Genomic DNA, 12549 nt, shown 5'->3' with positions numbered 1-12549 from the left:
TCTGCCCATCCAGGGTCCAGCCGGCGAATCGCCAGCGATGCGCCGAGTCCGAAACACCCCTGTTCGGCAGCGAACGGGCGCGGCGCAGGATATTGCGGATGCGGGCCAGGAGTTCGCGCGGTTCGAAGGGCTTGGCGAGATAGTCGTCGGCGCCCATTTCCAACCCCAGCACCCGGTCGATAGGCTCGCCGCGGGCGGTCAGCATCAGTACCGGAAGATCGGAACGCGCGCGCAGGTCGCGGCACAGGCTCAAGCCGTCCTGGCCGGGCAGCATCAGATCGAGGACGATAAGGTCGATTCCGCTGCTTTCCAATATTTCGCGCATCTGCCGGCCGTCGGCGGCCAGACTGACGCGGTAGCCGTGCTGTTTAAGATAGTCGCCGACCAGTAGGCGAATTTCGCGGTCGTCGTCGACGACGAGGATATGCTCTGTGGCTTCCATGGAGGCTTTTTACCGCGGTTGCCGGCGCGAGTCATGGGCTTTTGTATCGTTTTGTATCGCCTGCTGCCGACGATAAAAAATGATACAAAATCACCGCCTGCCGGACACATGTCCGATACATGGCCGGTGTGAAATAGATTCCGAAGACGGCGGGACGGTCCCGGCGGTCTAAACAGAATCGGCTTCGGCCGACGTTTCACAAAACCGGAGGAATCCACATGAAATCTTATCCTAAAGCACTCTTGATCACTCTTGCCCTGCTCACCCCCGTAGCCGCAATCGCCGAGTCCGGAGAAGCCAAGCCTGAATCCGGCGCTTACAACCAGGGTCCCGCCGGTTCGCGGGCGGAGCGGCGGGAGCGCTTCATGGAGGAGCGGATGGCCGAGCTGCGCAAGGAATTGAAGCTTACGTCGGCGCAGGAAGCCGACTGGAATACCTGGTCCGCCAAGATCAAGGAAATCAAGGAAAAGAAGAAACAGTCCCGTCCCGACCGCGAGGCCATGAAGAACCTGCCGGCCCCGGAGCGTCTGGAAAAAATGATCGCCCACAATAAGGCAAAACAGACCTATCTCGAAGAAGCCCTGGCCGCGACCAAGACCTTCTACGCCACGCTGACCCCGGAACAGCGCAAAGTCTTCGATGAGCTGACCCCGTTCGGCGAGCGCGCTCACAAATGGAAGCACCACGGCGGCCCGCGTCATCCGGGCGCGAAGTAACGGGAAGCGCCTTAACTCGGGATCCATAGAGTTCGGTAGGGCGGGTTAGCCGCCCTTCCAATCGCAAACGGGGTCTCTGGGAGCACCAGAGCCCCCCTTCCAATCGCAAACGGTTGCTTTAGTCACAACCCTTCCTTCGTCACCGCACCCGACAAGTTTCGAATGCAGAAGTAAGTGCATCTAATAGCCACATATCATCGTGTTGGTTTATCATGCGCATTACTTTACTTGTCATTCGGGACTCATGCCATGTCGCCCACCGCCACCACCCTAAAAAAAGCTACCAATATCACGCTTTCCGCCGATGTGTTGCGTGAGGCTAAAGCCCTAGGCATCAACATCTCCCAAGCCTGTGACCAATTTCTGCGGCAACTGGTGCGCCAGGAGCGGCAGCGTCGCTGGCAAGAGGACAATGCAGAGTTCATAGCTGCCTATAACCGTGCCGTGGAGACGGAGGGCTTGCCGTTGGAGGAGTGGAGAAGCTTTTAACATGGCGCGTTTCGACGTCTATCGCAACAGCGGTCCGCACGCGGACGATGTACCTTATCTGCTCGACGTGCAAAGCGATCTGCTCCACGAGATGAACACCCGCGTGGTCGTGCCGTTGCGCCGCCGGGACCGCTTCCCGGTCGGTCAGCTTCCCGACCGGTTGACACCAGTGTTCGAAATCGAAGGGATCGCGTGTTTCCTGGAAACACCCAAGCTCGCCGCCGTGCCTCTGCGCCTGCTGAAAACACCGGTAGTCTCTCTGGCGGACAACTGGGCGGTGATTACCGGCGCGTTGGATTTTCTGTTCCAGGGATATTGAAGCCGGGGAGACCTATTGGATTGGCTGCGTCCTCGTGCTGGCTCCGCTTAAATTCAGAACATTAAGCTATTTCAAAAAGCATCATAGAATCGTGGATGTGGTGAGTGCTCGAACCGCATCAATCGCGAGCGATGCGGTTCCTTCGTCACCGCATCCTACAAGTTCTGACCCTGGAACAGCGCAAAGTTTTCGATGACCTGACCCCGTTCGGCGGGCGCGCTCATAAATGGAAGCACCACGGCGGCCCTCGTCATCAGGGCGCGAAATAACGGCCGTTCCGTAACTCGGAACCCATAGGCTTCGTAGGGCGGGTTAGCCGGTATCCCGGTGTAACCCGCCGAATACCGAAAATCAAACCTTCTCCGCCAACAGATCGATCTGATGAATAATCAAGCCGAGTTCTCCGGCCGTCAATCGCTCGGAGCGTTCCCGGTACCATCGGTCGAGCGAATCCGTGGAGAATTGTCCCGATCTTAGGGCTTCGTCCCGGATCATGTTCAGCAGGGCGGCCAGGCAAACGGCATCGCGGTTGCGATAAATGCGGCGGAGCGGGGTGATGTTCCAGTCGGAGCTGCCGTAGGCGATCGGTTCGAAGCCGGTTTCGCCGAGGACGCGGTGCAGCCGTCTTCCGGAGCGTGCGCCGCCGCTGTTTTCGTCCCATACCCGGCGCTCTTCCATGGAAGCGTCGTATACGGCAAGGATGGAGTTTTCGAACGCTTCATCGGCATAGACCGGAAACAGCACGGTCTCGCCGTCATAGTTGACACTGCCGTAAAAGATTCCCTTCGGCCGCAGCCAGCGCGCGATCCGTCCGGTCATGGTCCGGAGCGGCAGAAGATCCATCACCGCGTGGGCAATGACCGCGTCATAAGAGCCGGGGGCTTTATTCGGTTCGAAGTGTCGTAGGTCGCTGCAGACGAAATCCACGGCGATTTCACGGCCGTTTTGCCGGGCGCGGATGCCGGCCGGTTCCACCGAGACATACAAGCCTTTCTGCCGGAGCAGATCAGCCGTTCTTTCTCGGGCGGTGTACAAAAGGGTCCCGTCCCGATCCACGGCGGTGATGTGCAAATCGGTTTCGGGGGCCAGCTTCAGAAGCCGCAGCACGGAAGCACCGGTACCGGTGCCGAGGTCGAGGCAGGTCAAGCGCGGTTTGCCCGATAGCCACCGAGCAAACTCGGTTTGGACCTCGCGGTTCAGGCTGCGCTCGTCCAGCGCGAACTTGGCTTCGAGATAGTCGTGGAAAGGAATGTCCACGGCCGCCGGAGTTAAAGCGTCCCGCCGAAGGCCGCCCAGTCCCGGTCGTTCTCCCAAAGCTTGATCGTCATCTTTACGCCGTGCAGCGTCACCCGATCTCTGAGCCGTTCCCAGAAGATGCGGGCAAAGCGTTCGAGGCTGGGGTTGAGGCCGCGAAAAGGTTCGAGATCGTTGAGTACGCGGTCCTTGAACTCTCCGATCAGCGCCATGGTCGCCTGCTCCAGATCCACGATGTCGATCAGATAGCCGTGCCGGTCGAGCTGTTCGCCCTCGATCAGTACTTCCGCCTTGTAGTGGTGGCTGTGCTCATGATTCTCGGCGCCCCAGTCTCCGCCGATCAGGAAATGGCGGGCGATGAAGTCGCGGGTGATGGCTAGCTGGTACATCGCGGTTCCTCGGATCGTCAGGTGTACTCGAAAATCGGCTGCAACACCCCAGCCCGCTTGCTGTCGACCAGCTCGAAGGCTTCCTGGCAGGCACTGGGCGCAAAATGATGGGTGATCAAACGTTCCGCGCGGATTTCGGCGAGCCACTCCCAGGCGAGATCGAGCCGTCGCTTCTTGCTCCATCGGCCGGAAAGGCGCGGGTCGATCGTGCTCACCTGGCTCGAAACCAACCGGATGCGCCGCCGGTGAAAATGGCCGCCGAGATCGAGCGGCGCCTCGCTTTGGCGGTACCATGAACCGATCACGATGCGGCCGGCGAAACCGGTCAGTTCGATGGCCTGGTTCAGAGCGGTCTGATTTCCCGAGACTTCGATGGCGGCATCCAGCCCGTCGGCGCCGTCGTAGAAAAGACACTCTTTAAGCGCCGCGACTTCGCGTTTGACGGCCGGGTTGATGGCCAGGGCCGCGCCCATCTCGGTGGATTTTTGTCGGCGGAACGCGAGAGGATCGGCCGTGATCAGTTCTCCGAGCGGAAATCGGCCGAGGACGGCGGTGGTGAGCAGTCCGACGATGCCCTGCCCGAAAACCATGATCCGCTCTCCGGGCAGCGGCGCCGCATCGAACACCAGATTCAGCGCCGATTCCATATTGGCGAGAAACAGGGCGCGCTCCGCCGGAACCCCCTCCGGCAGGACCAGGCAATCCTTCTTATCGACGACGGCGTAGTTTTGGTGGGGGTGGTAGGCGAAGACCCGGCGGCCCAGCCAGTCCCGGTCTTCGTCCGCTCCCACGGCGGCGACTTCCCCGACCAGGGCATAACCGTACCGGAACGGATAGCTGAAGTTTCCTTGCAGACTGCCGATGCTCGTGTCCCGAGGCAGATCCTCGGGCACCTCGCCCCGGAAGATCAGGGATTCGGTGCCAGGGCTGATGGCCGAGCACAGGGCTTTGATCAGTAATTCTCCGGTCCGTGGGGCGGGCAGATCGATTTCCTGCACCGCCACCGATTTGGGGGCTACATGACAAACGGCTTGTACTCGCATCAGACGTATCCGACCGGGCCGAAGGCGATGATGTCGGAACCCAGGACATGGTACTGGCAGTCCGTGATGCTTAAAGGGGCTTGCTCGCCGGAGCGGCACAGATCGTCGATGGCTTTGAGCCCGCCTATGATTTTTGGTGTTATTGTAATCACGCAGTAGTTCACTAAATGATGTTTGAGAAAGGTGCCGATGATCTTCGATCCCCCCTCGACCATGAGGGTGCGGATACCGATTTGGCGCAGTTTCGTCAGGGTTTCTTTCAAGTCGACGCAGCCGTCCTCGCTTGCTCCCACCACGAGAATTTTCGCGCCGGCCGAGAGCAGCGCCTCGCGCTTGGCCGGGTCCGATTCGCCGGTGGTCACGATGACGGGCGGCTTTTTCGACTGCTTCAGAACGCGGCAGTCCGGCGGCGTCCGCAGGTTGCTGTCGAGAATGACCGGCTGCGGATCTTCGCCTTCATAGTAACGGACGTTGAGCTGGGGATCGTCGCTGAGGATGGTGTTGACCCCGACCAGCAGCGCGTCGTGGTGCGCTCTCAGGAAATGGGTGAGCGTCAGCGACTGCCTCGAACTCAGGGCATAGGGAACCTGGCTGTCGACGGCGATGCTGCCGTCGACGCTTTGGGCATAGGTCAGGGTGACGAAAGGGCCGCTTTCCGCCGGGGCATGGGCCAGCGACAGCTGGTCTATCAACGGCTCGATGAATGCGAATTCGCGGTGGAACGGCGTGCTTTCCCGAAATGTCAGCAAATGGGCCAGCTTTTCGGCCTTGGAACGCAGATAGCCGGCATTGTCGTCATGATGGCCGACCTCGATGGGAATGCGCGCCTCGACCTCGATCCCGTATTCGGTGAGTTCGTCGACTTTACGGGGGTTGTTGGTGATGAGCCGGATCGAGCGAACGCCCAAATCCTTGAGCATCAGCGCGGCGACGCCGTAATTCCGTTCGTCGGGCTGATGGCCGAGGCTGATATTGGCCTCCACCGTGTCGAGGCCGCGGTCCTGGAGATTATAGGCTTCCAGCTTTTTGCGGAGGCCTATGCCGCGTCCTTCCTGACGCAGATAAAGCAGTACGCCGCAGCGGGAGCGTCCGAGATATTGAAGGGTGTGTTTGAGCTGATCCCCGCAGTCGCAGCGCCGAGAGCCGAAGACGTCGCCGGTCAGGCATTCCGAATGGACCCGGACGGGGACGCCGCTCTCACCGTTTACGTCCGATTTCACCAAGGCAAGGTGGTCCTTGCCGTGCTCGGTGTAAAGATAAAGGGTGAATTCGCCGTAGCCGGTCGGAATTCGAGTCTTGACGAGGTTCTTCACTACAGGTTTTTTGGGGTTTCGCGGTAAAAAAGGCAAACAGTATAAACACCAATATTGCCGAGTCGATACCGAATAAGTTGTGTGTGCCGGGTTCGGTCGTTCTGTCCGGAAAATGCCGCTGCACCGACGGAGCCCGGCTTGTGCCGAACAAGCCGAGACCGCCCCGCCGGCCACGCCACAGCCGGACCGGGAACGCAAACGCCAGTATATCGTTATTTCTTCCCATAATCCGGGATTAGGCCGACGGCATCGATTCCCGCAATCGCGCAACTTTCGTCGAGATCGGACAAGTCGCCGCTGATTCCGACCGCGCCAACGATCCGATTGTCCGCCGAGCGGATCAGCACACCGCCTGGCACCGGCATGAGCCGGCCATCCGCCACTTCGGTCAAGGCCGTCATGAAATGGGGACGTTCTTTCGCCATTTTACCCAATTCGCGCGAGGATACGCCCATCCCTATGGCTCCCCAGGCTTTGGCCAAGGCGATGGAACCTCGCATGAAAGATGCGCCGTCCTGCCGCTGCATCGTCTTCAAGTGACCGCCTTCGTCCAAAACGGCCACTGCCAGCGGTGCCAATCCTAAGTCCCGCGCTTTTCTGAATGCGCCGTCGATAATGGCATTGGCGATATCGAGTGTCAGAGTGCTCATGGGTTTTCCTTGTTGTATCAAATAAACGCCGGATCTTGGTAATGCCGAGGAGCGGTTGCCGTTCCGCGTCGCCCTCGTCAGAACAATTTTATCCGTCTTTTCCGACATGTCATTCCGCGCGGGATATGTTCGCTTCCTTCGACTCCCATGAAATGGCATCAGTCGTCCCGTCGCAGAATTCGGGCAAGTACGAAATCTGACCTACTTGCTTAAGCCGCGGGTCCCCCCGGCATCATTCCGCAGGGTTTCAATACTGCCTGCCAGGCGCGGGTGTGGCGTTGCAGTGCGGCGTTGAAGCGATGCCACAGGCCTTGCTCGGTTGCCGGGTCGAGCGTCGCGGCGTAATAGCTGTCGAATGCTGGCGGGATTTCGGCCCTTTGGCTTTCTTTCAAATGCCTCACGCTTTCGATCAATGGCGACGCGGTTTGATGAAGCCGGCTGATGTAGGATTGCACTTCGCCGGCGTAAAACTTGACGAATACATTGAACAGATACTCGGCCCGCCGGGTTTTTTTGCCCATGGGACACATTCGCCCGGTCGATGCGGTTTGTTCCAGAAGCAGCCCGACCCGGTCCAGATAAAACCCGCTAAGGCTCAGGGCGCGTACGATTTTGCCGCCGGTCTTATCGGTTTGAAGTTCGAAATAGTGCTGTTCGAATTCGCTTGGAGGTATCGAAGGCGCTTCCTCGAGTTTCGCGCCCAGCGAAGCGAGATACCGAATCGGCCTTTCGAAGCGGGCCACGGAAATCTTTTCGCTCCGCAGAAGCGGGGCGGTTGCCGTATCCATGAAGACGCGGAATTCCTTGGCCGCGAAGGTCGCGTTCCAGAATGCCTTGGGTAAATTGTCGGCTTTCGCTTGCCGGAGGGACTCTATCTTGCGGCCGAATTCCGGGTCTTCGCCCGGTCCTCCAAGTCTCGCTTCGCACTCGGAGAGTTTCCGAAACAGATTCAGCTCGTAAAGGAAGCGGCCGCTTTCCCGCTGTACTCGTCCGAGAGAGCTGTTCCGCGCGCTGATTTCGCCGACCAGCCCGCATCGGGTCATTTCGAGATAAGTGATGACGCCGATTCGGATATCATCGATCGGGAGCACGATGTCCCGTAGCCGCGGATAAGGCGGCACGGCGGGCGGTGCAATAGCTTCGTCGATGTCGACCTCGGTCACGTTCGCGAGGCGGTCGAGGTAATTCTCGAACATGGCTTCCGGCGAATCGCCGGAGCAGCCGGGCAATCCCAGTGCGAGAACGATGACGAAAAAACCGATGAAAGATGCTCTAAGACTACGCGCGGGGTTCGATTTCACGGCGCCCGAGCCGACGATGATCTCCATATAAATAAGGCATCAAAGTAGTGAAACAAGTTCTCCTGAAATCGGGGGCGTGGCTCAATCGCCGGAGCGTGCGCTTTATCATGATGCTGGCGGTCTTGACCTTCATTTTCGCCAAGATAGACCGCTCCGCGCTGATAACTCAACTCAGCCGCTTCGATCCCGCCATGGGTGTCGCGATCGTCGGAATCTTCCTGCTCTCGATAGCCGTGTTTGCGCTGCGCTGGTGGTATATCAGCCGTGCCTTGGGAATCTGTGCGCCTTTCAAGGACTTCATCCGTGTCCTCTGGATCAGCCAAAGCGTCAGCGAGTGCGGACCGCCGCTGGTGGTCGGCGAACTCGCGCGGTTTCAATTGATGCGGGGCAGCGCCGAAACCTGGCAGCTCATTATCGGCCAGGTCATAGACCGGTTCTCCGGCAAGATCGTCCTGCTCCTCATGGTGCTTGGATTGACGCCGGTTTACCTGGGGTTGTACAGCGAATTTCCCGGATTTCAGATCGGCTTGTTCGCCCTGATCCTGATCGCTGCGGTGAGCGTCGCCGTGCTCGTCTTCCGAAGATTCTGGCCGATGGCGCGGCTGCATGCCGGCGTCGTGCTCGCCATTTGCAATCCGCTGCGCTCGCCTCGACACTACGGGTTGTCCGTGCTGATCCAGCTACTGCTGGCCGCGAACTTCGCCTTGGCGGCCGTCGGGCTCGGCATTTCCGGCGACGCTCTGACTGTGCTCATGCTCGGGCCGCTGTTGTTGCTGGGTGTTAGTTCGCTGCCGGGGCTGGTTTCCGATTGGGGCAAGCGGGAGGCAGCCGCGGTGTTTCTCTTGGCTCCCGCCGGATTGACGCCCGAGCAAAGCCTCGCCGTATCCCTGATCTTCGGTGCCCTGCATCTATTGACGGCTCTGCCGGGGGCGCTTTTGCTTCTGCTGGTGCGGCGTCGGGAGACGGTTTCCGTTACCGAGTAGGAGCCTATCCCAGTAGGTGCCCAAAACCCTTCGACAGGCCTGTCCTGAGCTAAGTCGAAGGGCTCAGGGCGAACGGCCTACTGGGATACGCTCTAAATAGCGCGCTCAAGTTCGGGAGGCATCGTTTCCCGAAGACTCCCGATCAGGAACCAATCCATGACCGCGAGGCGGCGTAGCATTCACATCGGACGTTTGCGGCAAGAGAAATGTTCCAACGCTCCGGTCGGGAAGTTTTCCCGTTGCTCGGCTTTGAAACGCCTGTGATATCCTGCGGCGACTATAAGCCTGGAATTGGTTCACCCAAGGTGTTCCCTCGCCGCAACGTACTACCCGCCATCGCCGGCTGCCTGCTGGCTATCGCTTCGTCCCTGACGCCGGCTGCGCCGACTCAGCCTCCTAACGGGCCGGGGGCGACTCCGTCCGAGCCGCCTGCATCGCCGGACGCCGCGGAAGCGAAGCTTCAGACGCTTTCCGAGCTCGACCAGCGATTGAACGGCATCTTGTCCGACGCTGTTTCCGCATTGAAGCAAGGGATCGAAAATGGCCCTCCTTTCCTGCTCGAAGAACGCCGTGATCGGCTCGATAGGCTGGAAAAGCTGATCCGCGATCCTGCCGCGTCCGCGGCTGAGAAATATCGGCGCGTTCAGGAAGCCTACCGGGTCGAGCTCGACTACGCGAGGAGCGTCGAAGCTTACCGGGCTGTGCTCCGGACGGGGAACGACGAACGCCTGGTGGATTTCCTAAGCATCGGTCGCCTGGCGCTCTACTACCAGACCCTGGATGGGCACGAATCGGGCATCTGGCGCAACGACCTGCGGCGCTGGCAGCGACTGTCCGGCGAGGAGAACGAAGCCATCGCCCGCGGGCTACGCACGGCGCGCAAGCTGGAACCCCCGCACCTGATGGTGCTGCCGCTGCCGGGGCCCAAGTCACCGTGAGGCCGCTTTGCGTGCTCCGCGTCCTGGGAATTGCGGCCGCCTGTGCGGTGTTCGGGGTTTTTCTTCCGTCCGCCCTGGCCGCACTCGAGGCGAAAGCCGAACAGCCGGCCCCGCCGTCGGAAGTGGAGGCTGAACTGACGACGGTGCTGGCGGCCAAGGAGGAATTGTTCTTAAGCATCCGCGAGAGCGCCGCGAATCTCAAGCCCTATTATGTGCAGCAGGTTCTGGCGGGCGATCCTTCGCACCAACGGGAACTGATCGACCGGCTCGCCGATAGCCGCCATATGCCGAACGCCCACGAACTGACGCAGCTGTTCGCCAGCTTGCAGAACCAGCTCGACGCCCTGGGCAGCATCGCAAGCTTCCGGGCTCCGGTTTACGCACCGAGCGGGCAGGCAGCCGAGAAAGAAGTGCTTCGTCTGGGAGGATTCAGCTTCCTCTCCGAAGGACGTTACCTGGTTTATTCACCCGAGGTCGACCGCTTGATCGAACTGCCCAGGCAGCCGGCCCCGAACCTCCTCGATTTGGCTCGGGAGTATGCCCGCGTGGAGGCGCCGTCGCTGGCGCCGGTGGCCATCGATCCCTCGGCTGGGCAAACCTTGCAGTTGTTGGTGCAGGTTCCGACTCTGCGCGAACGCATAGCCCAGGGAGGCGTCGTCGGCTACCTGATCCTGGTGCTTGCGGGCGTTGCCTATGCACTTGCCGCCTACCGCTTCGTCGAGCTGACGCGGATCGGGCAGCGTATCCGAAACCAGCTACAGTCGTCGCGACCCCGGCTCGACAACCCTCTGGGTCGGGTGCTCGCGCGGCTCGAACAAGCGAACACGAACGAGGAGGAGGTCCTGTACCTGACCGTGGAAGAGGCATTGACCGGCGAACAGGCACACTTGGAGCGGGCTCTGCCTTTCCTGAAATTGGTGGCCGCCATTGCGCCGATGCTGGGCTTGCTCGGCACGGTGACCGGCATGATCAAGACCTTCCAGGCGATCGCCCTGCATGGCTCGGGCGACCCGAAATTGATGTCGGGCGGGATTTCGGAGGCCTTGGTCACTACCGTGGAGGGGCTGGTTACCGCCATTCCGATCCTGCTGTTGCACAGCCTGCTGCTGGGGAAGAGCCAGACCCTCGCCGCCTTGCTCGATGCGCATGCCTCGGCTGCGCTCGCGGCTCGCCTCGAACGGCGGAATGCCCCGGCGGATGGGGACATTCCGCCGAAGAACAGGGTCTAATTCGCCCACGAAGAGGAGGCACGATGGGCAGCCGGGTGTTCGAAACTTTCTTGAGCTTTCTTCATAAATCCGAGCAGCACGTCGAAGATCTGATGGATTTGGGCGGCCCGGTGATGTGGCCGTTGCTGGCCGTCTCCCTGCTGCTGTGGACCTTGGTCTTGGAGCGCTACTGGTTCTTTCTCCGCACATTGCCCAGGTTCTTGGAGCGACGTGTGCCGCTTGTGCGTTCCCCCGCCGCGGTGATCGAGATGAAAATTGCCCTGCGCCGCCATCTGCGCCTGATCAAGACCCTTTCCGGCATTCTGCCGATGTTGGGCCTCTTGGGCACGGTGACCGGCATCATCGAAACCTTCGACCTGATCCGCGTATTCGGCAGTGCGGAAACGCGCATCGTCGCGCGAGGCGTCTCCCAGGCGCTGATCACGACGCTGGCGGGCCTGGTGATGGGACTTTTCGGCGTAGGGGTCGGCTACAACCTCAACCGCCGCGCTAGGGCCTTCGAGCGCCGCTATGCCGACCGTTTGCGGCAGCCATGAGAAAACGCAGCCTGTTCACGCGCCGCACCGACGGCGGCGACGAAAGCGCCGATGCGATCAACCTGACGCCGCTCATCGATATGGTGTTCATCCTGCTGATCTTTTTTCTGGTGACGACCTCCTTTATCCGCGAGTCGGCGGTGGCGGTTCAGCGTCCCAAGGCCGCAACGGCGGTGCCGCAGCAGAATGCGGCGGTGATCATCACCATCACCGCCGACGAACAAATCTGGCTGCACGATGCTTCCATCGACATACGCCTGTTGCGCGCCCGGCTCGAACAACTGGGCCTCGCCAATCCGGCCCAGGCCGCCATCATTCTGGCAGACGCCCATACCAGCACCGGCTTGCTGGTCAAAGTGATGGATCAGCTGCGCCTCGCCGGTTTCGTCAACATTTCGGTCGCGGCCAGTACGGCTCCAGACACGCCATGAAAACCTCCCTTGCCGGGATCTCGAGCCGCTCGAGATGGGTCCTGGCCGGAGCCTTCGCCGCGGCGGCGGTCATTAATCTGGCCTTGCTGTTATTGATAGGCGCCCTGATCAGTCACCGTGAGACCAGGCTGATATCGACGCCCAATCCGCAGCCGGTCGATTTCATTCGCATCATTCCGAAGACCGAGGAGTCGAAACCGGTTCCGCCGCCCGCGCCCAAGCCGATGACCGAGGTCGCGCCGGAGTCCCGGCCGTCGACCGGGCGCCCGCCATCCGGTCCCGCCAAGCCTTCCGGCAAAGCGCCGGCGCGCGGGTCCGGCCGTACCGGCGCCCCCAAGCCTCGGAAAGCGCCGGCCCCTGCGCCGGGCGTACCGGCCCCTCGGCTGGATATTCCCGAACAGGGCACGGGCGCCCCGCTTAGCCCTGTGTCGGGCTCCGACTCACGCCTTACGGCACCCCCTGGGCAATGGAATCCGGAAAAGAAGCCGACCGGAGAGGGGAATGGCTCGACCGGCG

At 60.8% G+C, this 12549-nt stretch carries 15 protein-coding genes and 1 pseudogene; 9 read left to right on the top strand and 7 right to left on the bottom strand.

Features of this window, described 5'->3' with window-relative positions; genetic code table 11:
- The coding region (locus ABJK70_RS11625; RefSeq protein WP_347258069.1) for a response regulator at positions 1-442 on the bottom strand (442 nt) is incomplete at its 3' end.
- Between the two features lie 218 nt (positions 443-660).
- Between ABJK70_RS11625 and ABJK70_RS11620 the strand changes: the two genes are divergently transcribed.
- From ABJK70_RS11620 to ABJK70_RS11610, 3 genes are all read left to right on the top strand, one after another.
- Complete coding sequence (locus ABJK70_RS11620) at positions 661-1158, top strand: Spy/CpxP family protein refolding chaperone (protein ID WP_156881328.1); 498 nt, start codon at positions 661-663, stop codon at positions 1156-1158.
- A gap of 228 nt (positions 1159-1386) precedes the next feature.
- The gene (locus ABJK70_RS11615; protein ID WP_347258068.1) at positions 1387-1647 is read left to right on the top strand and encodes a type II toxin-antitoxin system CcdA family antitoxin; all 261 of its coding nucleotides are present in this window, start codon (positions 1387-1389) and stop codon (positions 1645-1647) included.
- Position 1648: 1 nt separating this feature from the next.
- Positions 1649-1966 carry a CcdB family protein gene (locus ABJK70_RS11610; RefSeq protein ID WP_347258067.1) on the top strand — a complete coding sequence of 106 codons (318 nt, stop codon included), beginning with the start codon at positions 1649-1651 and terminating at the stop codon, positions 1964-1966.
- Positions 1967-2317: 351 nt separating this feature from the next.
- On the opposite strand, the gene ABJK70_RS11605 is transcribed toward ABJK70_RS11610, so the two are convergent.
- The 6 genes from ABJK70_RS11605 to ABJK70_RS11580 form a co-directional block, all read right to left on the bottom strand.
- A complete protein-coding gene (locus tag ABJK70_RS11605; protein WP_347258066.1) occupies positions 2318-3280 on the bottom strand; it encodes a methyltransferase domain-containing protein in 963 nt (320 codons plus the stop codon).
- Positions 3235-3609: a 6-carboxytetrahydropterin synthase gene (locus ABJK70_RS11600; protein ID WP_077730838.1), complete on the bottom strand. Its 375-nt coding sequence runs from the start codon at positions 3607-3609 to the stop codon at positions 3235-3237. The genes ABJK70_RS11605 and ABJK70_RS11600 overlap by 46 nt, the downstream gene beginning before the upstream one ends.
- A gap of 17 nt (positions 3610-3626) precedes the next feature.
- A complete protein-coding gene (locus ABJK70_RS11595) occupies positions 3627-4652 on the bottom strand; it encodes a zinc-binding alcohol dehydrogenase (RefSeq protein WP_347258065.1) in 1026 nt (341 codons plus the stop codon).
- A complete protein-coding gene (ribA, locus tag ABJK70_RS11590; RefSeq protein ID WP_346425849.1) occupies positions 4652-5965 on the bottom strand; it encodes a GTP cyclohydrolase II in 1314 nt (437 codons plus the stop codon). The genes ABJK70_RS11595 and ribA overlap by 1 nt, the downstream gene beginning before the upstream one ends.
- A gap of 212 nt (positions 5966-6177) precedes the next feature.
- On the bottom strand, positions 6178-6615 hold the full coding sequence (locus tag ABJK70_RS11585; protein WP_077730841.1) for a heme-binding protein: 438 nt from the start codon (positions 6613-6615) through the stop codon (positions 6178-6180).
- A gap of 209 nt (positions 6616-6824) precedes the next feature.
- Complete coding sequence (locus ABJK70_RS11580) at positions 6825-7916, bottom strand: DUF3080 family protein (RefSeq protein ID WP_347258064.1); 1092 nt, start codon at positions 7914-7916, stop codon at positions 6825-6827.
- A 47-nt stretch (positions 7917-7963) separates the two neighbouring features.
- On the opposite strand from ABJK70_RS11580, the gene ABJK70_RS11575 reads away from it, so the two are divergent.
- The 6 genes and pseudogenes from ABJK70_RS11575 to ABJK70_RS11550 form a co-directional block, all read left to right on the top strand.
- On the top strand, positions 7964-8899 hold the full coding sequence (locus ABJK70_RS11575; protein WP_156881323.1) for a lysylphosphatidylglycerol synthase transmembrane domain-containing protein: 936 nt from the start codon (positions 7964-7966) through the stop codon (positions 8897-8899).
- A 206-nt stretch (positions 8900-9105) separates the two neighbouring features.
- Positions 9106-9837, top strand: coding sequence for a DUF3450 domain-containing protein (locus ABJK70_RS11570; protein WP_347258063.1), 732 nt, complete (start codon positions 9106-9108; stop codon positions 9835-9837).
- Positions 9834-11066, top strand: a complete 1233-nt coding sequence (locus tag ABJK70_RS11565; protein WP_077730845.1) for a MotA/TolQ/ExbB proton channel family protein — start codon at positions 9834-9836, stop codon at positions 11064-11066. The genes ABJK70_RS11570 and ABJK70_RS11565 overlap by 4 nt, the downstream gene beginning before the upstream one ends.
- A 50-nt stretch (positions 11067-11116) precedes the next feature.
- Entirely contained in the window at positions 11117-11602 is a 486-nt protein-coding gene (locus tag ABJK70_RS11560) for a MotA/TolQ/ExbB proton channel family protein (RefSeq protein ID WP_347258062.1), read from the top strand.
- Positions 11599-12033: a biopolymer transporter ExbD gene (locus tag ABJK70_RS11555; protein WP_077730847.1), complete on the top strand. Its 435-nt coding sequence runs from the start codon at positions 11599-11601 to the stop codon at positions 12031-12033. Before ABJK70_RS11560 ends, ABJK70_RS11555 begins: the two co-directional genes overlap by 4 nt.
- Positions 12030-12549 (top strand): annotated as a pseudogene (locus ABJK70_RS11550) (energy transducer TonB); the annotation flags it as partial. The gene ABJK70_RS11555 and the pseudogene ABJK70_RS11550, both read left to right, overlap by 4 nt.

The sequence above is a fragment of the Methylocaldum sp. genome (assembly GCF_039794385.1).
In the GTDB taxonomy this organism is placed as follows: Bacteria; Pseudomonadota; Gammaproteobacteria; order Methylococcales; family Methylococcaceae; genus Methylocaldum.
The sequence above is the reverse complement of the archived record's forward strand: the minus strand, read 5'-3'. Positions and strand labels throughout refer to the sequence as shown.

What these genes read in the sequence shown, in the direction of transcription:
- ABJK70_RS11585 (WP_077730841.1), bottom strand. Translation starts at nt 6,615, where the DNA reads ATGAGCACTCTGACACTCGATATCGCCAATGCCATTATCGACGGCGCA.
- ABJK70_RS11595 (WP_347258065.1), bottom strand. Translation starts at nt 4,652, where the DNA reads ATGCGAGTACAAGCCGTTTGTCATGTAGCCCCCAAATCGGTGGCGGTG.
- ABJK70_RS11570 (WP_347258063.1), top strand. Translation starts at nt 9,106, where the DNA reads ATGTTCCAACGCTCCGGTCGGGAAGTTTTCCCGTTGCTCGGCTTTGAA.
- ABJK70_RS11555 (WP_077730847.1), top strand. Translation starts at nt 11,599, where the DNA reads ATGAGAAAACGCAGCCTGTTCACGCGCCGCACCGACGGCGGCGACGAA.
- ABJK70_RS11620 (WP_156881328.1), top strand. Translation starts at nt 661, where the DNA reads ATGAAATCTTATCCTAAAGCACTCTTGATCACTCTTGCCCTGCTCACC.
- ABJK70_RS11610 (WP_347258067.1), top strand. Translation starts at nt 1,649, where the DNA reads ATGGCGCGTTTCGACGTCTATCGCAACAGCGGTCCGCACGCGGACGAT.
- ABJK70_RS11600 (WP_077730838.1), bottom strand. Translation starts at nt 3,609, where the DNA reads ATGTACCAGCTAGCCATCACCCGCGACTTCATCGCCCGCCATTTCCTG.